This window comes from Moheibacter stercoris (genome assembly GCF_040545805.1).
GTDB lineage: Bacteria > Bacteroidota > Bacteroidia > Flavobacteriales > Weeksellaceae > Moheibacter > Moheibacter stercoris.
In genome coordinates this window covers 55,171-81,388 of record NZ_JBEPMO010000010.1, presented here as the reverse complement: position 1 = coordinate 81,388, position 26,218 = coordinate 55,171, and the positions used below count along the sequence as shown (strand labels likewise).

The 26,218-nt window shown below is 37.2% G+C and carries 23 protein-coding genes; 15 read left to right on the top strand and 8 right to left on the bottom strand.

Features of this window, described 5'->3' with window-relative positions; all coding sequences use genetic code 11:
- From sov to rplU, 6 genes are all read right to left on the bottom strand, one after another.
- Entirely contained in the window at positions 1–7,038 is a 7,038-nt protein-coding gene (gene sov, locus ABID46_RS09335; protein ID WP_354509381.1) for a T9SS outer membrane translocon Sov/SprA, read from the bottom strand.
- A gap of 33 nt (positions 7,039–7,071) precedes the next feature.
- Complete coding sequence (ruvA, locus tag ABID46_RS09330) at positions 7,072–7,656, bottom strand: Holliday junction branch migration protein RuvA (RefSeq protein WP_354509379.1); 585 nt, start codon at positions 7,654–7,656, stop codon at positions 7,072–7,074.
- Positions 7,653–9,929, bottom strand: coding sequence for an NADP-dependent malic enzyme (locus ABID46_RS09325; RefSeq protein ID WP_354509377.1), 2,277 nt, complete (start codon positions 9,927–9,929; stop codon positions 7,653–7,655). The genes ruvA and ABID46_RS09325 overlap by 4 nt, the downstream gene beginning before the upstream one ends.
- An 86-nt stretch (positions 9,930–10,015) precedes the next feature.
- On the bottom strand, positions 10,016–10,510 hold the full coding sequence (locus tag ABID46_RS09320) for a hypothetical protein (RefSeq protein ID WP_354509375.1): 495 nt from the start codon (positions 10,508–10,510) through the stop codon (positions 10,016–10,018).
- Positions 10,511–10,669: 159 nt separating this feature from the next.
- Complete coding sequence (gene rpmA / locus ABID46_RS09315) at positions 10,670–10,930, bottom strand: 50S ribosomal protein L27 (protein ID WP_354509373.1); 261 nt, start codon at positions 10,928–10,930, stop codon at positions 10,670–10,672.
- Between the two features lie 55 nt (positions 10,931–10,985).
- A complete protein-coding gene (gene rplU, locus ABID46_RS09310; protein WP_354509371.1) occupies positions 10,986–11,354 on the bottom strand; it encodes a 50S ribosomal protein L21 in 369 nt (122 codons plus the stop codon).
- Positions 11,355–11,669: 315 nt separating this feature from the next.
- Between rplU and ABID46_RS09305 the strand changes: the two genes are divergently transcribed.
- The 14 genes from ABID46_RS09305 to ABID46_RS09240 all read left to right on the top strand — a co-directional run bounded on the left by ABID46_RS09305 (position 11,670) and on the right by ABID46_RS09240 (position 24,823).
- Entirely contained in the window at positions 11,670–12,035 is a 366-nt protein-coding gene (locus ABID46_RS09305) for an NADH-quinone oxidoreductase subunit A (RefSeq protein WP_354509369.1), read from the top strand.
- Positions 12,036–12,065: 30 nt separating this feature from the next.
- On the top strand, positions 12,066–12,638 hold the full coding sequence (locus ABID46_RS09300) for an NADH-quinone oxidoreductase subunit B (protein ID WP_354509367.1): 573 nt from the start codon (positions 12,066–12,068) through the stop codon (positions 12,636–12,638).
- A 10-nt stretch (positions 12,639–12,648) separates the two neighbouring features.
- Positions 12,649–13,182: an NADH-quinone oxidoreductase subunit C gene (locus ABID46_RS09295; protein ID WP_354509365.1), complete on the top strand. Its 534-nt coding sequence runs from the start codon at positions 12,649–12,651 to the stop codon at positions 13,180–13,182.
- Positions 13,183–13,193: 11 nt separating this feature from the next.
- A complete protein-coding gene (locus tag ABID46_RS09290; RefSeq protein ID WP_354509363.1) occupies positions 13,194–14,429 on the top strand; it encodes an NADH-quinone oxidoreductase subunit D in 1,236 nt (411 codons plus the stop codon).
- Between the two features lie 110 nt (positions 14,430–14,539).
- Entirely contained in the window at positions 14,540–15,034 is a 495-nt protein-coding gene (gene nuoE, locus ABID46_RS09285) for an NADH-quinone oxidoreductase subunit NuoE (protein WP_354509361.1), read from the top strand.
- Complete coding sequence (nuoF, locus tag ABID46_RS09280; RefSeq protein WP_354509359.1) at positions 15,035–16,396, top strand: NADH-quinone oxidoreductase subunit NuoF; 1,362 nt, start codon at positions 15,035–15,037, stop codon at positions 16,394–16,396.
- A gap of 6 nt (positions 16,397–16,402) precedes the next feature.
- Entirely contained in the window at positions 16,403–17,494 is a 1,092-nt protein-coding gene (locus ABID46_RS09275) for an NADH-quinone oxidoreductase subunit G (protein WP_354509358.1), read from the top strand.
- Positions 17,495–17,573: 79 nt separating this feature from the next.
- A complete protein-coding gene (gene nuoH, locus ABID46_RS09270) occupies positions 17,574–18,623 on the top strand; it encodes an NADH-quinone oxidoreductase subunit NuoH (protein ID WP_354509356.1) in 1,050 nt (349 codons plus the stop codon).
- A gap of 17 nt (positions 18,624–18,640) precedes the next feature.
- Positions 18,641–19,144: an NADH-quinone oxidoreductase subunit NuoI gene (gene nuoI / locus ABID46_RS09265; RefSeq protein ID WP_354509354.1), complete on the top strand. Its 504-nt coding sequence runs from the start codon at positions 18,641–18,643 to the stop codon at positions 19,142–19,144.
- Positions 19,145–19,147: 3 nt separating this feature from the next.
- On the top strand, positions 19,148–19,672 hold the full coding sequence (locus ABID46_RS09260) for an NADH-quinone oxidoreductase subunit J family protein (RefSeq protein ID WP_354509352.1): 525 nt from the start codon (positions 19,148–19,150) through the stop codon (positions 19,670–19,672).
- A gap of 111 nt (positions 19,673–19,783) precedes the next feature.
- Positions 19,784–20,110 carry an NADH-quinone oxidoreductase subunit NuoK gene (nuoK, locus tag ABID46_RS09255; protein ID WP_354509350.1) on the top strand — a complete coding sequence of 109 codons (327 nt, stop codon included), beginning with the start codon at positions 19,784–19,786 and terminating at the stop codon, positions 20,108–20,110.
- 5 nt (positions 20,111–20,115) lie between these two features.
- The gene (nuoL, locus tag ABID46_RS09250) at positions 20,116–21,999 is read left to right on the top strand and encodes an NADH-quinone oxidoreductase subunit L (RefSeq protein ID WP_354509348.1); all 1,884 of its coding nucleotides are present in this window, start codon (positions 20,116–20,118) and stop codon (positions 21,997–21,999) included.
- A 12-nt stretch (positions 22,000–22,011) separates the two neighbouring features.
- Complete coding sequence (locus tag ABID46_RS09245; RefSeq protein WP_354509346.1) at positions 22,012–23,424, top strand: complex I subunit 4 family protein; 1,413 nt, start codon at positions 22,012–22,014, stop codon at positions 23,422–23,424.
- Positions 23,425–23,428: 4 nt separating this feature from the next.
- Entirely contained in the window at positions 23,429–24,823 is a 1,395-nt protein-coding gene (locus ABID46_RS09240; RefSeq protein WP_354509344.1) for an NADH-quinone oxidoreductase subunit N, read from the top strand.
- A gap of 92 nt (positions 24,824–24,915) precedes the next feature.
- On the opposite strand, the gene ABID46_RS09235 is transcribed toward ABID46_RS09240, so the two are convergent.
- Complete coding sequence (locus ABID46_RS09235; protein ID WP_354509342.1) at positions 24,916–25,308, bottom strand: hypothetical protein; 393 nt, start codon at positions 25,306–25,308, stop codon at positions 24,916–24,918.
- 142 nt (positions 25,309–25,450) lie between these two features.
- Here ABID46_RS09235 and ABID46_RS09230 point away from each other — a divergent pair, with 142 nt between their 5' ends.
- Positions 25,451–25,891, top strand: a complete 441-nt coding sequence (locus ABID46_RS09230; RefSeq protein WP_354509340.1) for a DUF4168 domain-containing protein — start codon at positions 25,451–25,453, stop codon at positions 25,889–25,891.
- A 34-nt stretch (positions 25,892–25,925) separates the two neighbouring features.
- Here ABID46_RS09230 and ABID46_RS09225 read toward each other — a convergent pair whose 3' ends face one another.
- Positions 25,926–26,186 (bottom strand): hypothetical protein, encoded by a 261-nt coding sequence (locus ABID46_RS09225; protein ID WP_354509338.1) that lies wholly within the window; start codon positions 26,184–26,186, stop codon positions 25,926–25,928.
- Positions 26,187–26,218 lie beyond the last annotated feature (32 nt).

Sequence of the window (26,218 nt, the reverse complement as noted above, 5' to 3'; positions counted from 1 at the left end):
TTAATTTCCAAAATTCAAGGTCAAACTTAGTCCAGTTCTAATGGTCGAAATTGGATAAGCGGTTGAAATTTTATATTCTGTAATCATTTGATCCCAGAAGAATTTCAAATTCAGGTTTTTGCTAAATCCATAATCTGCCGAGAACATCAAAGAGAATAATTTTTGACCTCCAATCACTTGAGAGTCGTTTTCCAAAATTCTTCTAATTCTCGTTTCGCTATCGCGCATACGTCCATCTAAACGGAAGTTCAAATCTCCTGTAAAGGTTTTGTTTCTTCCTTGGTAACGCATTTTAAATTTCAAATCCTTGATAACATACCCCATACCCAAAACGTATTCGGTTCCATAGTCCTCTGTCAAGGAATAATTGCTCAAACTCATAGTCATCATACGATCACGGTTGTATTGAGCACGTAACTGTAAACTGTTACGGAACGTCATATCAACTCCAATTAATGGTGAGAATGATTCGATCATGTTTACCGTTCCATACAAGTTTTCACTGTAGAAGTTTCCATCTAAATCGCGTCCCATTGGATCCATGAAATGATTTGGATTGGATTGAATTCCATTTACTGTATAAGACGAAATATAATTATGGGTAATGTCAAATACAGAGAAATAACGTTTTACCAATGGAACATTTGTCAATCCGCTATACGTAATTCCCCAGTTTGGTAATGGAATTTTACGGTTATGACCCAAGGAAGTTTTCTCTGGATTAGTACCTTCTACTGCCGATTTAAACGCAGGGATCAAGACATCATAGTTAGACAATCCATAGCCTTCGTAGAAACCATCACCAAGCGGAGCCATACCATTGGCCATACCCAAACGTTGAGAAATAACTTGTGCATTTCCTAGGAAGGTTTCATACATTGAATCTGGATCCATAAAGGCAGTCGATATCGAAATATTACTACTGCTTAAGGATTCTTGACGATCAATATAGGTATTCCACTGTGGATTTTCGTATGTTCTCAAGTTGAAACCAGTTTCCGTACTTCTGAAAGATGAATTTCTCCTTGCATTTAAGTCAATTCGTAAATTCGGGAATGGTTCAATTAATGAATTTGCTGTGAAATTGGTTCCACGATCAATGATGTATGGTTCCAATAATTGGTCGCTTCGTGTGATCCAATCATTCCCCGATTCTATAAATCTTCGTTTGATGTCAAATTCAGTTCCGTAGATGAATCCAGCACTTGGCCCACCGTCTTTCCCCCATCCAAAGAAATTCGGTTCAGATAAAATACCTGGAATTACCGCACCATTGGTTTGGGTATAATTGAATTGGAAACGTTTGATACTTGACACGACCATCCATGCGTAATCTTGTGCTCTAAATTGAGTCTTATACGTATGGTTCTTTTTGATTCGGTTCAAAGCTTTAACGGTCATTCCATCGTATGCACGAGTCAAAGAATCGATCTCACGTTTTCTTCCTCGTTTGATGGAGTCCAATTTCGTAAATCCTTTGAATTCATTGTAGAATTTATTGAAATCAAAATCTCCAATCAAGTTGAAACTACTCATGTTTTGCGCAATGTTTCCTAATCCTTGACCATTGGTATTTGGCGCATTTAAGAATACACTTGAACGAGCTTGCCAATTGTAATTATTGGACACTCCAACTTCTAAATTCGTCCAATTCATGTATGGAAATAAATGAAGTGGCGTCTTCCAATTCAATTGAATTTGGTGATCATAATTTACAGGACGACCTACTCTGAATAAATCATTCCAAATTAAGGCTTTGTCAGCATATTCAAACGCAGCCCCATCATTTAATGTTCTGGTTGAAGAAGTATAATCCAAACGTAAAGATTTCGTCAAATCAAAACCGATGTTGTATCTCCAGTTGAATAAGAAGTTATTGCTAAATGCAACTGGGAACAAGTATGATGAATTGCTTCCATAGAATTGATTCAAATCACGGTATTGTCTTTCTGAATAAATACGATCAATATCAGTTGTAAATGAGAAACGAGTTGGCAAAGGATTGATGTTAAATTCTTTGATGAATTTCAAATATTTCGCCGAACGTGCTGTGTCTTGAACTGCTCTCCAATCTTTGAATGGACGATACGGTTTAGCAGGGAAACTATAATTGTAGTTCAAGGATGCTTTGACATTTTTGGTCAAATTATAGGCAGTATACACATCACGCATATATTGGTCCGCATACATAAAGGACAGCGCAAAGTTAGAAGCATCGTAGAATCTCGCCGGTTTGTTATTGGTTTTGATCTTACGAATGTTGCTAAAGGTGAATGATTTTTGTTGTGAATAGGTTCTGACAACGTCTTTCAATTCATCTCTTCTTGGATCTTCATCAAATAAGATATCATTATCAAGTGGATTGTATTTAGGATCGGAGAATTGTTCACTGATCGAAACGTTGAATGGAATTTCTAATCCCCAATTTTTCGGAGTGAATTTGTCTAATTTAATTTGAGCGTTTAACGCATAATCTCTATAATCCTCTTGACTTCTTTGAGTAGGACCTTGGTCAATTGCACCAAATCCAGCTGAACTCACACTTCCAGAAACTTGTACTTGTGCGAAATCACCCAATGTAAATCCTAAACTTGCCATAGCAGCATATCCGCCAGAATTATCAATTTCACTTAATCGTAATTCGTTCACCCAAACCAAAACTTCTTTGTCTTGCGAGTTGGTTGAACGTAAACCGATCATAACCGAAGTTACGCTACCCAAAGATGGACGACCTTTTACATAGATCGTTTTATTTGGTTCTTCTGGATTTGGAACGAAACCAAAACGAGCCATCGGATTGGAAACAGGATCTAAATCTCTCGCTTTTTTCGCTTCCACAAAATAATCTGTTAAGATATCGACCATGTTTTCTTCTGGCCAAATAGCATTGACTGTATTGGCAGTTTTTGGTGTATACTTCAATGGCATCTCATATTCATAGTAGTTATCGGAATAATCACTTCCTAAACGAATGAATAATTTGGTGGTTTCATCAATTTCTTGACTATTTACATCCAACAAGTTTTCGGCATGGACAAACATTTCCATACGCTTGTAACGACGTAAATCTAAATTGGTGTTTTTGAAAACTCCTTTGGATGGGCTGTTCGCGTTCAATTTAGCTTTCAACACCATCGAAGCTTCATTTTGACTTTGGTAACCCGTTGTTCCTTGCATTTCCTCACGCTCAATTCCCGGAGGTAACATATAAGGAGGTTGATTGGTTGAATTTTCTTCTAAAGTAACTTGACCAATTTCTAAGTTTTGTAAGTTCGGATCTGCTTCAACTCCTTCTTCTGGACTTGTAGATCCTGGAATTGGATGGAAAGTTTTTGGATATCTTCTCCAATTACTTCTTACCAAATCCATCGTTGCAAAACGTAAAGTTGTTTCTTGATCAAATCCTCTCATCAAGACTCTCATGAAACGTGCAGAAGTTAAAACACTTTTTGCTGCGTCTTCATCTACATCTGGAATTCCATCTCCATCAATATCACGGTCAAATGAATCTACTGGGATACGTACTTGGTACCATTTGATATTGCTGGTTTGACCATTTGGTAAGCTTACTGTGGATTCTTTCGTTGCCACAACATAGTTGCTTGTATTATTGGTTAAATCAGATGGACTAATTTTCAAGGTATACTGATTATACATTTCGGTTTGATCCAAGTTGAAATCCAAATTGATGTCCTCAGCATCGGGTTGCATGCTATACGAATGCAACATATCGTCTGTTGAGTTATTTCCTTGAGGTAAATTGAAATATTTGTATCGTTTTGTAATCGAACCAGCATCGGCTGTTTGATTCCATCGATCATCTAAATAATACACATAGTTATCTGACGCTGGGTCTAATTGTCCTGTAACTGGATTCACATTGGTCAATCCGTAAGCTGCAGCTTCCATTTCGTCCGTTAGACCATTGTATCCTAAATCTTGTTCTTTTCTCGCTGCTCCTTCTGTTTCGTATGCATAAATGATCGGATAATTTTGAGGTTGTTTCCCCCAAGTTGTTTCTGACGTTGCAGCTCCATTATTGGAATGAGGCAATCCGTTTTCATACAACATTTTCCCATCCTTTAAGATATCTTCCGAAACATTTCCTAATTGAATGATCAAATCACCATTTCCTCCAACACCATCGGCATAAGGGTCCATCATCCAGAATTCCAAATATTCAATATTGGAATCGATAAAGTTCGTTACCGAAATTGGACGCATGGTTCCACCCCAATTTTGGGTATCCAATGCGTTAGGATTAACATTATAAGGTCCCACTAATTCTGGGAAGAAAGTCATGTCAAACGTATTGATGTACGCCATTGTTCCGGCCATTACATCACGTTGGTCAAACAATTCTTTTAATTCCACACGACGTACACGGTGTTTGGACAATTCTGCATCTGAAATTCCAGAAGGAGAATTCCCACCAATTCCATAGAATCTTGGGTCAATGCTATACCAAGACATCAAACGACGTCCGTTTCCATAATCCAAATTATCGATTGCAGTTCCATTTGGGAAATATGGGTGTGTACTCAATCCATATCCTGCTGGTTTTCCTGGAACACTTGACAACTTCCAAGATCCTGCATCCATCAAACTAATTCTAGATTGTGAATCTTCAAAATCATCGATATAAGAATTTCCTCCAGTAGAACTATTTTGTCCTGGCATAAGGTAAGCACCTTCTGCACTAAAGGTTATTTGCGAAATTTGATCGGTTTTGATTCCCGGAATTTTATTGGTCAATCGAGTTAAAAATTCTGATTCACCCGTATATTCTGTATGCAAACCAAAAATCGTATTGCTTACAGGTTCTGATCCGAACTGAACTTTTTGCGTCAAAGGTCTTTCTTGGTAATTCACTACCGTACCACCCACTAAGAAATTATCAGAAAAACGGTGATCTACGTTCAATCCCATGAAGCGTTTTTTCTGCATGTTGAAGGTAGATTGATTTTCCAAGCTGATGTTAATCGGAACACCTGAATTTTTCAATTGTTCATTCAAAATAGTTACTTGACCCAATTGATAATCGACGGTATAGTCTACTCCTTCGATCAATTCCATACCATTGGCGGTAACTTTTACAGAACCTTCTGGAACATTGAATGCTCCTAATGGAATTCCTCCACCAACTTCTCCTTTGTAACGACCTGCAAGGCTATATCGTTGTGCAAGACGTTCTGCATCCAAGGTATTTGGAAGTTGTCGATAGATTTCTTTGAACACCAAAGGCGAGTTGGGATCACCCAAAACATTGGCTAAGTGTTGACCAAATGGTTCAACTTTGGTAAAGATGATGGTTCCTTGTTGTGGGTTGATGGTAATTCCGTTGACAAAGTCAAAAATTCCATCTCCATAATGACCATTTCCACTCATCTGTAAGTTTCCGTTTTGGTTCAAACGGTCCATGTTCATCACCTGCAATAAAGTTTGGTCAGAAACAGGAGTATTTGGTAAATAATTGATGACACCAGATGAATTGGCACTATTATCTTTGAATTCCACGTTCATGATGAAATCTTCAGGAGAAATCGTCAAAGCATTGATGGAATAAATATTTTTCATCATCAAATCCCACATTGGAGAAGCGATGTTTACCGTTGTATTCGGTTTAATTAATTTAGCAATCAATAATTGATTTTGCTCGTCTGACATTTCCCCCACTTTGTAAATTACTCCAGGAGTACTATTACGGGTATATTGGAAGGAAACCGCTAATAAATCTTCCCCATCTACCAAAGGTTGGTTCAAGGAAATGTAACCTAAAGACGGATAAAAGGTATATTCGCTTTGGTCTAACTTACGAACGTTTTCATTGACCAAGAAATGTTCTCCTTCTTGGTAAGTTTGTCCTCCATAATTGAAAGAACTTAAGACATTTCGTGCAGTACTTGCTTCACGAATTCCTCCAATTGCGGAAACTTGTCCATACAAAGGACCATTATTGGGAGCTCCACCCTCATCACCTAAATCTCGTAAAGCTAAAATGGATCTTCTGTTTTGTTGATTGGCTCCACCATTGTCTATTCTCCAAACTTCCATACGCGTAATGACAATGTCAGACGCGATTTGCGGATAATTCACCAAAGCATTATCGTAATTGTTTCGGAAGAAATGCCCTAAGAAATAGTGACGGTTGTAATCATAGTCTTCGGCAAAAATTCGGTAATCTGTTAAGACACCACCACCTTGAACGGTGATGTTTTTGGATTCTGAACGTTGTTCCGAGAAAACCATGGATACATCGGTTCTACCAAAACGCAAATCGGTACGAACACCAAAAAGGGACTGTGCCCCTGTGATCAATGACGTGTTTAACGGCATACTGATGTTTCCGACTTCGATATTTTGAACGATATCATCCTCGCCTCCATCCTTCATGTTTTTCCATTGAAGTTTCATTTGGTTTTCAAAACCAAATCCGGCTTGGGTATCATAATTCGCCTTTAATTGTAAATTCTCTCCTACTTTCCCCAAAACGCTCATTTGAATACGTTGTTGAAGATCGATGGTTAAGGTATTTCTGTTTTGAGGCAGCAATTGCGGATTATCGATTTTCTGAATGAATAAACCTAAATCCAATTGGGCAGAACCCTGAGGAATTAATTGGATTTCGTTTCCACCAAAAATGGTTTCAAATGCGCGTGAATTGATACGTAAACTTGGTAAAATATTTCCATCGTTATCATTTTTATCACCAAATGCATTGCTTCGATACATTTGATCATAGGAACGAGATTTGTCTTTGTAATACGAGTCAATGTCTCGTTTTAAGATCATATCCAAATAGGTTTGGCTATCCATATAAATAGGTTGCCCAACACTGATCCCACCAATTTTCGGATACAAAATGTATACGCCCCGAACAGGATCATACACAATATCATATTCAATTTGGTTATCCAAAAACAACCCTCCAGTTTCGGTTGTAAATGGATATTTTAATGTGTCATTTTCTTCTGGCTCTTGTCCAAATGCTATTCCGATAAATGCAAACAATAGAAATATCGGAAACAAGCTTTTCATCCTCCTCATGTATTAATAAAGCTGTTTCAAAAATTACAATCTTTTAAGTGTCTCTTTGACCAAAACGCCAGATTCCGCATCAGGATTATCTTTTAGAACAATCTCCAATATTTTTTCAGCGGTTTTGGTTGGTATACCGAGAACATCTAATGCTGATAACGCCTCAAATTTAGATTTATTTTTAGAATTATCGGAATTAATGTTAAAATTAAACACATCTCCTTCTAATTTGTCTTTCAAATCGATAATGATTCGTTGAGCCGTTTTTGCCCCTATACCTTTTACGGATTGAAGCGTTTTCACATTGGCCGATTCAATCGCTTCACGTATCTCTTCAATTTCTAAAGAAGAAAGCATCATCATCGCCGAAGCTGGTCCTACTCCATTGACCGAAATCAATTTCAAAAAAACTTCTCTTTCTGTTTGGGAATGAAACCCATACAAAATCTGAGCATCTTCACGAACGATGAGCTTGGTGAAAATTTTCACATGCTCTTCTTTCTCTATTTTGGCATAAGAATTCAGACTAATGTTTACCCAATATCCTACTCCACCGCATTCCACGATGGCGTGAGACGGATAAATCTCCACTAATTTCCCATTTAAATGTGCAATCATTTGTTTCGTTGTTGAGCGTCCAATACTGCAATCGTTGCAAGATTCACAATTTCCTCAATGGTTGATCTCATTTGTAATATATGGACTGGTTTGTTCATTCCCATCAAAATCGGACCAATCACTTGTGAATTTTCAATTCCTCTAAAGATTTTGTACGATAAATTTCCAGAGGCTAAATTAGGAAAAATCAACACATTGGCACGTTTTCCATTTAATTTTGAGAATGGGAATGTCTTGGAAATCAATTCCTCATTCAACGCAAAGTCTGGTTGAATTTCTCCATCCACCACCATATCTGGATATTGTTTATGCAATAAAGCAACGGCTTCACTTACTTTTTTAGAAGTTGCGGTTCTTGCAGCAAAGTTTTCAAATGACAACATCGCAATCCTTGGACGAATTCCAATTTTACGTACTACATATTCAGTCATTCGTGCAATTTTGGCTAATTCTTTTGCGGTAGGATCGTCATTGATGGTTGTATCGGCAAAGAACAAAGGACCTTTTTTGGTCATGATCATCATCAAACCTGCTACTTTGGACACACCTTTTGCTGGGCCAATGGTTTCCAATGCTGGTTTCAAGGATGTTGCATAACTTCTGGTACTTCCTGTTAAGAAAGCATCTGCTTCACCTGCTTCGACCATCATACATCCGAAATAATCACGATTGGTCAAAAAGCGTTTGGCGTTGTATTGGGTCATCCCTTTACGCTGACGTTTCTCCCAAAGCATATTGGCCAATTTCTCCACATGTTTTTCTGATTCTTTTGATTTAGGATCGATAATCGGAACGTCTAATTGAATGTCAAATTCATTCAAGATTTCCTGAACTTTTTCTTTATTTCCAAGCAAAATCGGATGACCAATTCCTTCGTCTTTTACGATTTGCGCTGCTTTTAAAACATTGTATTCGGCAGCATTACTAAATACGATGGTTTTCGGATCTTGTTTTGCGCGGTTTTGAAGCATACGAATCAATTTCTGTTCGCTGTTCATACGATTCAACAATTCCTCTTCGTACACACTCCAATTGTTAATGGGTTTACGAGCAACTCCGGAATCCATAGCAGCTTTGGCAACGGCCATGGAAACGGTTGTAATCAATCGATTGTCAAAAGGTTTCGGGATGATATATTCTCTTCCGTAACTTAAATTTCCGATTTTATACGCCATGCTGACCATCTCTGGAACTGGCTCTTTGGCTAAATCTGCCAAAGCTCGTACCGCCGCCAATTTCATTTCCTCATTGATTTTGGACGCTTGAACATCCAAAGCTCCACGGAAGATAAATGGGAATCCCAATACGTTGTTGACTTGATTCGGATAGTCAGAACGACCTGTTGCCATGATCACATCGGGACGAGTTCCAACTGCTACATCATAATTAATTTCTGGGTTGGGATTTGCCATCGCGAAAACAATCGGATCGTTGCTCATAGATAATAACATCTCAGCAGTTAACACGTCAGCTTTGGACAAACCAATGAACACATCACTTCCTTTCATGGCTTCTTCCAACGTATTCAATTCTGTCTCACGAGCAAAAGGAAGTTTTTCTTCATTTAAATCATCGCGTCTTGTATGAATAACACCTTTGCTATCACACATAAGGATGTTTTCCATTTTGGCACCAAGTGCAACATAAAGCTTGGTACATGCAATGGCTGCCGCACCTGCACCATTGACCACGAATTTTACTTTTTCAATTTTTTTATTGGCTAAATCCAAAGCGTTCAACAAAGCAGCTGCCGAAATAATGGCTGTTCCATGTTGATCATCGTGCATGACAGGAATGTCCAATTCCTCTTTTAAACGACGTTCTATTTCAAATGCTTCAGGAGCTTTGATATCTTCTAAGTTGATTCCCCCAAATGTAGGAGATATCGCTTTAACGGCTTGAATGAATTTCTCTGGATCTTTTTCATCGATTTCAATATCAAATACATCGATATCGGCAAAGATTTTAAAAAGAAGCCCTTTTCCCTCCATCACAGGTTTTGAAGCCAAAGGCCCAATGTCGCCCAAACCCAAAACAGCAGTACCATTTGAGATGACGGCAACTAGATTTCCTTTTGCCGTATAGCGGTAAACATCATTCGGATTTTTCTCAATTTCCAAACAAGGTTCTGCTACACCAGGCGAATAAGCCAATGCTAAATCTCTTTGTGTATCGTGATTTTTAGTAGGAACAACTTCAATTTTACCTTTTCTGCCCATTTCGTGATAGCGCAAAGCTTCTTCACGTAATTTATCGTCTTTTTCCGTTCTCATTTTCTATAAGATGAAAGGCAAAGATAAGGATGGTCATCGAAGTAGAAAATTCGATCACAAAAAATATTCAGAATCTTGGGCTTAGATTAATCTGGAATTTCGATAAAGTGTGCTGAAAAAGCGCAATCCACCTCAAAAGGAATAAAGTCATCTGACTCTTCTGTAAAGTCTTGAACTTCCCCTTTCCATTTCAAACAAACGGTTCCAGATTCATCTTTATAAAAAGATAATTGATTCTGATCTGATTCGAAATTCCCTTCATCAAAATTGATATTGGTATAGAAAATTTCTTCAATTTCACCATCTTCATCTTCAATCTCCTCATAGGAATTGGGAATGGATAGAGATTGACCAACCAAATCTTCGACTGATTCCGCTTGAATCGGAAAATCATCTATATATAAGGTTACTTGTGCAAAATCATTTTGAATCGAATCATCATCAACATGGTCAAGGGAATCTGTTGAATGTATCTCTACAAGTAGTTGATGTTGTTTGCCTGAAAAAACTACTTTACAGAAACAGTTCTCTATATAGTAGGTAAGGGTTTCTTCCGGATGGAAGAATTTGATTGTTTTCATTGTTATTTTAAAATCAAAACTTTAAGCGAATATAAAAAGAGTTTGGATATTTTAAAAGATGAAATATAATTTCTGTAGTAAAAAATTGAAATTAATTGAAACACAAAAAGACCTTCCAAAAAATGGAAAGTCTTTTTTATATCTTAAAAGATGGTGTTTTTACTCTACTATTGGTTGAATAGATACGTAAGAACGATTATCCGCTTTTTTACGGAAAACCACTTTACCATCTACCAAAGCAAATAATGTATGGTCTTTTCCAATTCCTACATTATCACCTGGGTGGTGTTTTGTACCTCTTTGGCGAACAATGATATTACCTGCGATTGCAGATTGACCACCGAAGATTTTCACTCCCAAACGCTTGGAATGTGACTCACGACCGTTCTTGGAACTACCGACTCCTTTCTTATGTGCCATTTTTGTTAATTTTTAATAATTAAATTACGATTTTTTGAATCCTAAAACTTTGGGATTAAGCTTCTTCTGCAGGAGCTTCTTCTTCTTTTTTAGTTTTCTTAGCTGCTTTAGCTTTACCTCCACCAATTGAAATCACTTCAATTTTGGTGAATTGCTGACGGTGACCATTTTTCTTTTTGTATCCTTTTCTTCTTTTCTTTTTGAAAACGATTACTTTGTCACCTTTTACGTGTTCAACGATTTTAGCTACGACAGTTACTCCGTCTATAACCGGGGCGCCAACTTGTACAGTTCCGTTGTCGGTTAACAATACACGGTCAAAAGAAACTTCTGCCCCCGCATCACCTTGCAAACGGTTTACGTACAATTGCTGGTCTTGCTCAACTTTGTATTGAAGCCCTGCTATTTCTACAATTGCATACATTATTATACTGTTTTTAAATAATTTTCGGACTGCAAAAGTAATAAAAAATATTACAATCCATATAAATGAATGAAAAAAAATCCTAAACAATTCTATCCTCGCTACATTTTTTCTTTCAAATAAACCGTTTTATTGCATTTTCTTTAAAAATCCATTTAAAACACTGAGGATTATATTAGAAAAACTTTAAAAATCTTATTTATAATGATTATAAATTGTCCATTTTGCTTAAAAACTGACAAATTCTAGATGGTTTCACTTTGCATACACTTAATAGTTCGTAAATTTACACGCTGATTTTTTATGTAACATCATATGCAAACATCTTTTGATTATATACCGATCGTAATTTTATTTCTATTGGCTGCAGGATTTGTGATTGGGACGATTGTTGCCACACACTTTTTAGGACCCAAAAGGAGTACAGATGAGAAATTGGATAACTTCGAAAGTGGTATTGAACAAATTGGAAATGCGCGTAGACCTTTTTCCATTAAATATTACCTAGTTGCCATTTTATTTGTACTTTTTGACGTGGAAGTTATCTTCTTCTATCCTTATGCTGTTAACTTCAGAGAATTGGGTTGGGAAGGTTTCGCTGCGGTAAGTACGTTCATCGGTTTATTTTTAATCATGTATATTTATGTGAGAAAAAAAGGCGCGTTGGATTGGGAGAAATAAAAATGAAGATGTAATTAAAAAGGAAAGAAAATGATTCACAATAATAGACCCGTAAGCCACAACACCAATGTTAAGTTGGTGGATATGCCCCAAGGATTCCAAGGGGAAGGCTTTATGACAGTTCAGCTTTCAAAAGCGGTAGGTTTGGCGAGAAAAAACTCGATTTGGCCACTTCCTTTTGCAACAAGTTGTTGTGGAATTGAGTTTATGGCAACCATGGGTGCCACCTATGATTTATCACGTTTCGGCAGTGAGCGATTAGCGTTTACACCTCGTCAATGTGACATGTTGTTGGTAATGGGAACGATTTCCAAAAAAATGGCTCCAGTTTTACGTCAAGTATATATTCAAATGGCTGAACCTCGTTGGGTAGTAGCAGTTGGTGCTTGTGCTAGTTCGGGAGGAATTTTTGACACCTATTCCGTTCTTCAAGGAATTGACCAAGTCATCCCTGTTGACGTTTACGTTCCAGGATGTCCGCCAAGACCAGAAGCCATTATCGATGGAATCATGCGCGTGCAGGATTTGGTTGAAACAGAAAGCATCCGTAGAAGACAAAGTCCAGAATACCAAGAATTATTAAACAGCTACGGCATATCTTAAGCGAAGAATTATGTTGAACAATCAATTTGTATACGACCAATTAGTCGGAAAATTTGGGGAAGGAATTTTTGGATACGAAGAAAATTTCGACTTGATTAGTATTTATGCTGAGAAGGAGTTGAACTTAAAAATCCTTCAATTTTTATACGATCAAGAAGATTTAGGCTTCAAATTCATGACCGATTTGACAGCAATTCATTATCCAAACAATTTGGGAGAAGAATTAGTTGTTACTTATTTATTGTACAACATGCCGAAGAATTTCCATGTTCGATTGAAATTCGCTTTAGACATCAACAAACCCGATATTTATACGGCTTCAAACATTCATCCTACTGCCAATTGGTTGGAAAGAGAATGTTTTGACTTTTTCGGTGTAAATTTTATTGGTCACCCAAATTTGATTCGTGTAATGAACGTTGACGAAATGGACTATCACCCATTGCGCAAAGAATTTCCATTGGAAGACCAAACACGTACGGACAAGGACGATGAAATGTTTGGGCGTGGTGGAAATTTCAACTTTGGAAATATCACCATTTAATTTGAAGTGAAATGGCAGAAGTTAAAAAACATAAAAATATAGACCTACCAAAGGAATCCTTGGAGAAAACTACTTCAACGATTAACTTAGGTCCAACGCACCCTGCAACACACGGTGTATTTCAAAATATATTGGAGTTAGACGGAGAAAGAATCATCAAGGCTACGCCTACCGTTGGTTACATTCACCGTGCATTTGAAAAGATTGCTGAACGCAAACCTTTGTACCAAGTAACTCCTTTGACCGACCGTTTGAATTATTGTTCCGCTCCGATTAACAATTTAGGTTGGCACTTAACGGTTGAGAAATTCGTAGGAATTGAAGTTCCAGCAAGAGCGCAATACCTTCGCGTCATCATTATGGAATTAGCCAGAATTTCAGATCATATCATTTGTAATTCGATTATGGGTGTTGACTCTGGAGCATTTACAGGTTTCTTGTATGTGATGCAATACCGTGAATTAATTTATGAAATCTACGAAGAAATTTGTGGTAGCCGTTTAACGACGAACATCGGTCGAATTGGAGGATTTGAGCGCGACTTTAGTGAAGTTGCTTGGACAAAAATCAACCGTTTCATCAACGAATTCCCTGGTGTTCTTGCAGAATTTGAAAGTTTATTTGTACGAAATAGAATTTTCATCGAGCGTACACAAGGAGTTGGAGGAATCAGTGCTGAAAGAGCTTTGGCTTATGGATTCACTGGTCCAAACTTGCGTGCAGCAGGTGTAGATTATGATGTTCGTGTAGCAAAACCTTATTGCCGTTACGAAGAATTTGATTTTAGCATACCTGTTGGAACAACCGGAGATTGTTATGATCGTTTTTTGGTTCGAAGCGAAGAAATGAAGCAAAGTGTCAGCATCATCAAACAAGCGATCGAGAAAATCAATAATTTAACTGGGGAAGAAGCAACCAAATACCATGCAGATGCACCTGATTTTTACCTTCCATTGAAAAAGGATGTATATACCAAAATGGAAGCTTTGATTTACCATTTCAAAATCATTATGGGAGAAGTAGATATTCCAGTTGGAGAGATTTACAATTCTGTTGAAGGAGCAAATGGTGAATTGGGTTATTATTTCATCAGTGATGGTGGACGTTCTGCGTACCGCTTGCATTTTAGAAGACCTTGTTTCATCTATTACCAAGCCTATCCTGAATTGATTGAAGGATCGATGTTAAGTGACGCGATTTTGACCATGAGTAGTTTGAATTTGATCGCAGGCGAATTAGACGCTTAATCAAATGATAAATTTTGAATTATAAATTTTAAATGTGAATCAGGTTTTAATACTATTTCATGTCTAACTTGAAACTTTAAACCTGAAACATTAAACAATAAATAAAGAAAATGACAACAGTTCAATTTTCGGAAGAGACCTATCAAAAGATAAAAGAGATCATGACGCATTACCCAGAAGGGAAACATAAAAGCGCCTTGATTCCTGTCTTGCATTTAGCACAAGCTGAATCCAACGGATGGTTAGATGTTCCTGTAATGGATCATGTAGCAGAAGTATTGGGTATTCTTCCAGTAGAAGTGTACGAAGTAGCTTCTTTCTATAGCATGTTCAACTTAAATCCTGTTGGAAAATATGTGTTGGAAGTTTGCCAAACAGGTCCTTGTATGTTACGTGGATCCGATAAAATCATCGAACACATCAAACAAAAATTGAACATCAAGGCGGGAGAAACTTCAGCAGATGGTCTATTTACATTGAAACCAGCTGAATGTTTAGGTGCTTGTGGATATGCTCCGATGATGCAATTAGGTAAACATTATCGTGAGAATTTGACGATCGAGAAAGTAGATGAATTGTTGGAAGAATTGAAAAAACTCGCTTAAATGGGAGAAACTAGATTATTATTGAAACATGCCGATGTGCCAGGAATTCGTCATTACGACGCTTACCGTGCACACGATGGATATAAATCGGTAGAGAAAGCCTTCAATATGACCACCGATCAAATTTTGGAAGAAGTGAAAACTTCTGGATTAAGAGGTCGTGGTGGAGCAGGTTTCCCTACGGGAATGAAATGGAGCTTTTTGGCAAAACCAGAAGGTGTTCCTCGTCATTTAGTGGTCAATGCAGATGAGTCCGAACCTGGAACGTTCAAAGACCGTTATTTGATGGAATTCATTCCGCACCTATTGATTGAAGGAATGATTGTTTCCTCTTATTGTTTAGGTGCCAATGCTTCTTACATCTACATTCGTGGAGAATATGCTTGGATTGCTGAAATTTTAGAAGAAGCAATTGCCGAAGCAAAAGCCAACGGATGGTTAGGTAAAAACATACAAAATTCCGGATACGATTTAGAAATCTATGTTCAACGTGGTGGTGGAGCCTACATTTGTGGAGAAGAAACTGCTTTGTTGGAATCCTTGGAAGGTAAAAGAGGAAATCCTCGTATCAAACCACCATTCCCAGCGGTTAAAGGTGCTTGGGGAAGACCAACGGTTGTCAACAATGTTGAATCAATCGCAGCAGTTGTTCCAATCATTATGATGGGTGGTGAAGAATACGCCAAAATTGGTGTTGGTAGATCAACAGGAACCAAGTTGATTTCTGCTTGCGGAAACATCAACAAACCAGGTGTTTATGAAATCGACATGACCCAAACGGTAGAAGAATTTATCTTTTCCGATGAATTTTGTGGAGGAATTCCCAATGGAAAACGCTTCAAAGCTTGTATTCCAGGAGGAAGTTCAGTTCCGATTCTACCAGCAAATTTGATGTTAACGACCGCGAATGGCACTCCTCGTTATATGAACTATGAATCATTGGCCGATGGCGGATTTGCCACTGGAACCATGATGGGTTCAGGAGGATTCATCGTTTTAGATGAAGACCAAGATGTGGTGTATCATACCTATACTTTAGCAAGATTTTACCGTCACGAATCTTGTGGACAATGTTCACCTTGTCGTGAGGGAACAGGTTGGATGGAAAAAATCTTGAAACGAATCGACGAAGGTCAAGGAAAAATGTCCGACATCGATTTATTATGGGACATCCAACGTAAAATTGAAGGAAATACAATCTGTCCATTGGGAGATGCAGCGGCTTGGCCAGTTGCAGCAGCAATTCGTCATTTTAGAGATGAATTTGAATGGCACGTATTGAATCCAGAAGAATGTTTAACGAGAAATTATGGTTTGGCGCATTATGCTGACCCATTGATTATAAAAGAACAGGCAAACTAATTGACTATGTCAGAACAAACGCCCTTAATGAAAGTAACCATAGATGGTCACACAATAGAAGTTCCAGCAGGAACAACTATTCTTCAAGCTGCTCGTATGATTGGCAAAGAAGTGGCACCACCCGCTATGTGTTATTATGGGAAATTGGAAAATACAGGTGGAAATTGCCGTACCTGTATGGTGGAAGTGACCAAAGGTAGCGATGCAGACCCAAGACCTATGCCTAAATTGGTTGCGTCTTGTCGTACGACTGTCATGGACGGGATGGAAGTTGGAAACAAATCTTCAGAAAAAGCAGTTACAGCTCGTGAAGGTGTTGTCGAATTTTTATTGATCAACCATCCATTGGATTGTCCGGTTTGTGACCAAGCTGGCGAATGTAAATTGCAAGATTTAGGATACGAACACGGAAAAGAAGAAACTCGCTACGAATTTGAACGTCGTACGTTTGTTCCTGAAGATTTAGGTCCGAACATTCAATTGCACATGAACCGTTGTATTTTGTGTTATCGTTGTGTAAAAACAGCCGACCAAATCACAGGTTGCCGTGAGCATGGAGTTATGTTCCGTGGAGACCATGCCGAAATTTCTACTTATTTAGGAAAAGCATTGGACAATGAATTCATCGGAAACGTGATTGATGTTTGTCCAGTTGGAGCTTTGACCGATAAAACATTCCGTTTCAAAAACCGTGTTTGGTTCTTGAAACCAGTGGATGCGCATAGAGATTGCCCAACTTGTAGTGGTAAAGCACAAGTTTGGTATCGTGGAGATGAAGTCTTCCGTGTGACAGCGCGTAAAAACGAATGGAACGAAGTAGAAGATTGGATTTGTAATACCTGTCGTTTCGACAAAAAAGAAACCAAAGATTGGGTGATTGAACAACCATCGGTCATTTCAAAAGATTCTGTAATCCGTCAAGGTCATTACCAAGCCAATATTGGAACGAAAAAACCAAATGAAACCTTTAAAAAGGTCATGAGTGGACGCGATCCAAAATTATTATTGGACATTCACGATGTAAGTCAGGTTAACGAACCCAATCGTGATTTGAGTCAAATCAATGGACCTGCAACGAGCAAAGATTTTAAAGATTAAATTGAGAATAAGGAAATTTGAATGAATGAAATAAAATTAATTTTCATTTTACATTCAAAATATAAAATAAGGAAAAAATATGAACCCAGAATTTTGGAGTTTAATTGGTGAAAAAGCAGCATTAGCCGGAATCATGATTGGTTTCGCTTTGGTTGTAGCCATGTATTCAACTTGGGCAGAACGTAAAGTAGCTGCTTACATTCAAGATCGTAGAGGACCAGACCGTGCCGGTTGGGGTGGTTTATTACAACCCTTGGCCGATGGTGGAAAATTATTTTTCAAAGAGGAAATTACACCTCGTCACGCAGAGAAATTTTTATTCATTTTAGGTCCAACTTTAGCCATGATTTTGGCTTGTATGACAGGTGCTGTTATTCCTTGGAGTACAGGTTTTGAATGGGGAGATAGAATCATTGTCCCTCAAATTGCTGATATCAACGTTGGATTCTTATACATTTTGGGTGTTTTAAGTTTAGGTGTTTACGGAATCATGTTGGGGTCTTGGGCATCCAACAACAAATGGTCCTTGATGGGTGGTTTGCGTGCTGCATCTCAAATCATTTCCTACGAATTACCGATGGGAATCGCTTTGATCACAATTTTGATGATTAGCGGAACTTTAAAATTAGGTGGAATCGTAGAACAGCAAATGGACGGATATTGGAATATCATTCTACAACCGATTGGATTCATCATCTTTTTGGTATGTGCTTTTGCCGAAACCAACCGTACTCCATTTGATTTACCGGAAGCAGAAAACGAATTAATTGGAGGATATCATTCTGAGTATTCTTCGATGAAATTAGGTTTCTTCTTATTTGCCGAATACATCAACATTTTCATCAGTTCAGTTATCATCGCAACCATTTATTTTGGAGGATACGATATTCCATTTGTCAATGATGCAAAATTGACGGAATCAATTGGAATGAATTGGATGGCCGTGTTGCACTTCTTGTCTTTATTTATCAAAGCATGTTTCTTCATCTTTGTATTCATGTGGGTGAGATGGACAATCCCTCGTTTCCGTTATGACCAATTGATGGATTTAGGATGGAAAAAATTATTGCCTTTGGCTCTTGCCAATATGTTGATAACAGGCTTAGTGATTTTGTGGTTTAATAATTAATTAGAAAAAAAAGAAGAATGGAACTTCTGACAAATAAAGCGAAACAAGTCGATAGACGCCCAATGAATTTTTGGGAAAGACTCTATTTGATTTCGATTGCAAAAGGAATGTGGATTACGTTGAAACACTTTTTCAAGAAAAAAGCGACCATTAGTTATCCGGAAGAAAAACGTCCGTTTAGCCCAGTTTTCCGTGGTATGCATGTCTTGAATCGTGATGAAGAAGGACGCGAAAATTGTACAGCTTGTGGTCTTTGTGCCTTAGCTTGTCCGGCAGAAGCCATTACGATGGAAGCAGCTGAAAGACTTCCAGGTGAAGAGCATTTGTATCGCGAAGAGAAATATGCAGCGAAATATGAAATCAATATGTTGCGTTGTATTTTCTGCGGATTCTGTGAAGAAGCTTGTCCAAAAGATGCAGTTTATTTGTCACAAACCGTAACTCCTGCTTCTTACCAACGTAAAGATTTCATTTACAACAAAAAAGATTTATTAATCCCAAATCCAAAAAATTCAAACTAAGGTATGGAAATAGCAGAAATTTTATTTTTTGTATTGGCTGGATTAACGCTTTTGAGTGGATTGTTAACAGTGACCACCAAGAGTCCTGTTCATTCTATTTTGTATTTGATCATTACGTTTTTCAGCATTAGTGCACACTATGTTTTGTTGAATGCACAATTTTTAGCAGTTGTAAACATCATTGTTTATGCGGGTGCTATCATGGTTTTATTCTTATTTGTTGTCATGTTGATGAATCTAAATAAGGAAGACAAAAATTTCAGTAAACCTTTTATCATTGCATCGGGAGGAATTATTTCCTTGTTGTTTTTTGCGTTGACCGTAGGGATTTTCTTGAAATCAGATGTCATGGAAAATAACCAAACTTTGTTAGCGGAAGGTGAAATCGGAATGACCGAAAGAATTGGAACTGCACTTTATACAGACTATGTAATCCCATTTGAATTAGCAAGTATCTTGTTTATGGGAGCCATGATTGGAGCCGTTTTATTATCGAAAAAAACAGACGATTTACACGTTAAAGATTGATTTAAACCATTTTAAATTCAAATTTTTAAATTTTAAATATAAAAGTCTATAGCGAAAGTTTACATAAAAAGGATTTTACTTTCGACGAAATGACTAAAAAAAATATAAAGAATGATACCGATTAGTTACTATTTATTTCTGTCACTTGCCCTCTTCTCCATCGGGATGATTGGTGTGATGACGCGTAGAAATATTATCATCATGCTGATGTGTGTGGAGTTGATGTTGAACTCTGTCAATTTGTTGTTGGTGGCATTTTCAAAAATGCATCACGCTCAAAATTTGGGAACAGATGTGGGAATAGACGGACAAATGTTGGTCCTTTTCATCATGGTTGTTGCCGCAGCTGAAGTAGCAATTGGTCTTTCGATTATGATCTTATTTTATCGAAAAATGTATAACGTGGATGTGAAATCCTTGAATCGATTAAAACATTAAAAGTTATGGAGAAGTATATTTGGTTAATTCCTTTGTTGCCACTTTTAGGGTTTTTCATCAATGGTTTAGGGAGAAATAACTTATCAAAACCAGTTATTTCTATTGTAGGTTCAGGAGTTGTTTTGGCAAGCTTCATCTTGTCGGTAATGGTTTTCATGAGTGTTCCTTCGGGTGAAGGCGCAGAACCTATGATTTTCCACGGGTTTAATATCATCGACTTAAAATCCATTCAAATTCCATTTTCCTTTCAAATTGATGCTTTGACAAGTTTGTTCTTGTTGATCATTACGGGAATTGGATTTTTGATTCATTTGTATAGCTCGGCTTATATGCAGGAAGAAGGCGAAGGATTTGGAAAATTCTTTGCGTATTTGAACTTGTTCATCTTCTTCATGTTGATCTTGGTAATGGGTAGCAACTTCTTCATGATGTTCATCGGATGGGAAGGAGTTGGTCTTTGTTCGTTCTTGTTAATCGGATTCTGGTTCAAAAACCGCGATTATGTAGGAGCAGCGAAGAAAGCCTTTATCATGAACCGAATTGGAGACGTTGGATTCTTATTGGCCATGTTCTGGATTTACAGAGAATTTGGTACACTACAATACACAGAAGTATTTGGTTTATTGTCAACAACCAATGTTTCGACCTATGCAATTGGAGGAATTACTTTGTTGTTGTTTTTAGCAGCGACAGGAAAATCTGCTCAAGTTCCTTTGTTTACTTGGTTACCAGACGCGATGGCGGGACCAACTCCGGTTTCGGCTTTGATTCACGCAGCAACGATGGTAACAGCAGGTATCTTCTTGATCACACGTTGCAACGAATTATTTGAATTGGCGCCTTACACAAGAGACATCATTGCTTGGGTTGGAATCATTACCTCTTTGATTACGGCAACCATTGCAATGCGTCAAAATGATATCAAAAAAGTATTGGCTTATTCAACCGTTTCCCAATTGGGATTGATGTTCGCATCATTGGGTATGGGCGCTTATGTTGCGGCTGTATTCCACGTGATGACGCACGCTTTCTTCAAAGCTTTGTTGTTCTTAGGAGCAGGTTCTGTGATTCACGGTATGCACCATGAACAAGATATGACCAAAATGGGCGGATTGAAAAAATACATGCCTACGACGCATATCACCATGTTGATTGGATGTATTGCCATTGCCGGAATTCCACCTTTGAGTGGTTTCTTCTCCAAAGATGAAATGTTGTTGAGCATGTTCTTGGGTAACAAAGCGATTTATGCGATCGGATTCATTGTTTCTGTCTTAACATCCTTCTATATGTTCCGTTTGTACTTCATGACATTTAGCGGAAAATTACGAAACGAAGAAGCGCATCCGCACGAAAGTCCAGCTGCCATGACTATTCCATTAATCATTTTGGTTGTATTGTCTATTTTAGGTGGATTCTTAGGAATTCCTGAATTGTTCATGAAGAATGCACATAAATTGAAAGAATTCTTATCGGGTGTTGTAAAACCATCTTCAGATGTTCATCATATTTCCCATACAACGGAATACATTTTAATCGGAGCTTTATTGGTTTGTGTTGCGATTGCGATAACCCTAGCGAAGAAAATGTACGATGGAAAAGTAGATGGAGAAGCGACTGGTTTGGCGAAATTCTTCGAGGAAAAATGGTATGTCGATGAAGTTTACCAAAGTTTGATTGTATCGCCATTGATTGGTTTAGGAAATATCTTTAAAAAATACGTAGAGAAATCAGGAATTGTTCAGGCGGTTGCTGGAACAGGAACTCTCTCTTACTATTTGTCGAAAAATATCAAGACAGTTCAAACCGGAAACATTGGGATGTACATCTTATTGATGATCATCGGAATTGTTGCGGGATTAGGAATTTTCTTTTTTGGAATGTTATAAAAAGCGGAAGGAATGTTATTATCGTTACTGATTTTATTGCCACTTATAGCCGGACTTTGTTTGACGGTTATCAAAAACGAAAAACCATTGGGTTTTGTCGGAACGGCTGTTAGTATTTATTCATTAGTTTACTCAATTTTCTTACTTTTTGCTCAAACTCCGGTTGACACTACCGTGTTATTTCCATGGTTCGAGATTGGAGGAATCAAAACGAACATTGCATTGAGCTTAACAGGATTGGGCGGAACCATGGTATTATTAACCAATTTGGTTTTTGCATTGTTGTTCTTATATTTCTTCAGCATCAAAAAAGAGTATTCCAATACTTTTTATGGATTGTTGTTAATTGCATACGGTGGATTGAACGGAGTATTTTTAGCCCAAGATTTGGTCTTGTTCTATTTCTTCTGGGAAATCGTCTTGATTCCAATCTATTTCTTAATCGGAATTTGGGGTTCTAAAAAAACAAGAATTTCTGCCAATACCACTTTCTTCTTGTACACGATTTTAGGATCGATGTTGATGTTAGGTGGAATTATCTACATCGGATTTCAATTGAAACCAGAAAGTTTCTTGTTGGAAGATGTGATGAAAGTAACCGCTCCATTTGGAAATTTACAAACATTGGCTTGGTTGTTCTTATTGGCATTTGCGATTAAAATTCCATTGTTTCCATTGCATTCATGGCAGCCTGCTGTCTACAAGACTTCCCCTACTCCGGTTACGGTTGTCTTAAGTGCTTTGATGGCAAAAATGGGATTGTTTGCAGTAGTGAATTGGTACATGAATATGTTCCCTTTCTCTTGCGAAATGTATGACAACTTATTGTATGTAGTTGGATTTGGTTTGGTGTACGCATCTTTGATTGCTTTGACATCAAACAATGTGAAGAAAATTATTGCGTATAGTTCCATTGCGCACTTAGCCTTAATTTTCATGAGTTTGTTTGCCAAATCTCAAATGGGAATTCAAGGTTCTTATTTCCAAATGTTCAGCCACGGAATTGTGGTAGTAGGACTTTGGTTATCGGTTGACTATATGCAAAGACGCTACAAATTGACCGACATCAAATCGATCAGTGGATTGGCAACAGTAGATCCTGCTATTGCTGTATTCTTTACGTTCTTTGGTTTGGCAAATGTTGCTTTGCCATTGACAAGTAGTTTCATTGGCGAATTCATGATGTTGAATGCTTTGTATTCGTACAATCCAATTTTATGTATCATCGGATGTTCAGGTGTGATTTTATCGGCAGCTTATACATTGAGATTATCAACGGCAATTTTGTTTGGAGAACGTGAAAATGTTTCCAAAAAAGTTCGAAAGTTTCCTACAACCTTATATCTGATCTTCGGAATCATTTCAATTATCATTTTGGTATTAGGAATTTATCCGTCTATCTTATTTAATCTTTTAGAAAAATAAACAGATGAATATTATATTGACATCGGCCTTATCAGGGATTATTTTTATGTTTGCTGGCTTTGTTTTAAAAGACAAACGTCACCTCAACCTTTTGGCTGTTCTGCTTTTTGTAGCAATGATTGTTTCAGCTGTATTTCAATTACAGGGATGTGAAATTTTAAGTGGTAAATACCCAAATATGATTGAAACCGATCCGTATCGTGTATCGTTTTTCATTCTCCTAAGCTTGGTTGGAATTTATTACACCTTGATGAACCGTTATAATTTCAGCAAACCCGGAAGTAAAGTTTCGGATTATTTCGCCTTGATATTTATTTCCTTTACAGGAATTGCGGTTTTGGCAAGTTTCAACAATTTGTTGTTGATGTTCTTAGGAATTGAAATTTTATCGATTCCATTGTATGCATTGGCTGGAGCTGCAAAACATAAGATGAGAAGCACAGAAGCAGCTGTCAAATATTTCTTGATGGGATCATTCTCAACCGGAATCATGTTGATGGGTATTGCTTTAATTTATGGGGCTTCAGGATCATTCTTGATGGCGAATATCACTTCGTATGCTTTTGATTTCCAATCGATTTATTATTTAGGATGGGTGATGTTGGTTCTGTCTATGTGTTTCAAAGTTTCAGTGGCTCCGATGCATTTTTGGGCACCAGACGTATATGATGGAACACCAACTGTGTTTTCATCTTATATGATCACAATTGTGAAAGGAGCTGGATTCATGACGTTTCTGACTTTGATGTCTTCTTTCAAAATCACTTCTGAAATTGTTGCAGACAACTACCGATATTTACTAAGTTTCATCATCATCTTAACATTGATTTTAGGAAACTTTTCGGCTTTGAAACAAAAGAGCGTCAAAAGAATGTTGGCGTATTCTTCAGTAGTTCAAGCTGGATTTATGATGTTTGCTTTGTTCCAAATTTCGGAGCAATCCAAATATGCTTTGTTGTTCTATACCGTGAGTTATGGAATTGCAAGTATCGTTTTGTTCTATGCTTTGACACAAGTGAAAAAAGATTCGTACAAAGGATTCAATGGATTGGGAAAAAAATCTCCTGTTTTGGCTTTTGCAGTTACAATTGCTTTATTATCTCTTTCTGGAATTCCATTTACCTCTGGTTTCTTAGCGAAATTCATGATTTTAAGTTCAGCCATGGAAGAACCATCGAACTTAATCTTAGTGGTTGCAGCTTTGGTATTGGCAGTATTGAGTATTTATTACTACATCAAAGTGATCATTGCCATGTACTTCCGAAAAGGAAAAGGAAAGAGCATCAAGTTATCGACTTTATCCAGCTTTTTATTAATTCTAGGAACCATTCTTACGGTTGCGTTAGGGGTTTATCCAGATTTGTTAAAAATGCTTTTAAATTGTTTAGGATCGATTTAAAGTCAATTTGATTAAAAATAAAAAAAGCACCTCAAGAAATTTCTTTTGGTGCTTTTCTGTTATTTAGGAGTGTGATTGACTAAATTTTCTTTTTAATTTCTAGTACAGTTAGCTCTCCATACATCGTCTACATTTTCTGTATACAACATGGTAAGAGAATTTGCTGTTACTCGGATGTATTGAAATTCTGTCGCACCAACATTCAACATGGTGTCACCATCTTTTTCAAATTCAACACCCGTAATTTCTGGAATTCCATTGGAAAAAAGGAAATTGTATTTATCTCCTACTTTTACAACCTGAACCCAACCTTCGTCTTCTTCAGTATTGCTTTCCCCATTGCTGTAGGCTACAAATCCATTGTATTTACCAACAAATATGTCATGATCTGAAGGACTATCATCGTCACTACATGAGATCATCAAAAAGGATGTTACTACAAACAATCCCAACAACCAACTCATCATTTTACTCTTCGTTTTCATATAAATTAATTTTTGATTTAATGGTGCTTATGAAATTATTATGCCAAGGATTGTCTTCACAATCATCTTAGAATAATTTTAACGATTTAAAATGTTTGGCAATATCTTTGAAAATCGTAGGTTTGAGTTAAAATCAATTCAAATGAAAACACTTAAAATAATAGGACTTTTTTTGTTCTTAGCGGGCTTTGTTCAAGTCAATGCACAAGAAGTAACAGATTATGATTTGCAAAACTTTGCACGTTCGTATCGATTTACGGTTTTGTTGAACAATGAGGCACAACGAGAAATGCAAAAAGAGATTGAGAAAGAAGGATTGACGATTGAAAAGTACCAATTGATTCAAGAAAGCAAACATCCAGAAGCTACTTTAGTACCTGATTTACCTGAAAAGGATTTTGAAAAATTTGAAAAACTTCAGCCCAAAATCAAAGAAATTCAAGCTGATTTAGAAAAGGAAGTCTTGAAAGTTTATGCCGATAATGATTTGGATAAACAGAAATATAGAGCGATTGCTGAACGCGTCAAACAAGATTATTTGTTACAAGCTAAAATGGAAAAAATTCTTGCAGGTATGCGTTAATACCTGCAAGAATTTTTCTTGTATGTCAATCTATTTAATTGATTTCTACCAAAGATTTCAAAGGAATGGAAACTCCTCCTTTGATTTGTATAAATTCATCTGTCAGCGTCCAAACGGTTGTTTCAATTCTTTTAGGACCATCTTCGGTCATAAAGGTAATTTGCGTTTTCCCTTTGTATTCGTTTCCAAGACGAACTGCACGTTCCAATTTATCTTTCGTCAATTCTGGATTCGCTTCAGCTTTTACGAAGTGGTAGTTAATCACTTCTTCTTTTTCGATTAATTCTGCTTCCATAGTAGTTGTTTTGTGTCGTTAGTTCAAAATTT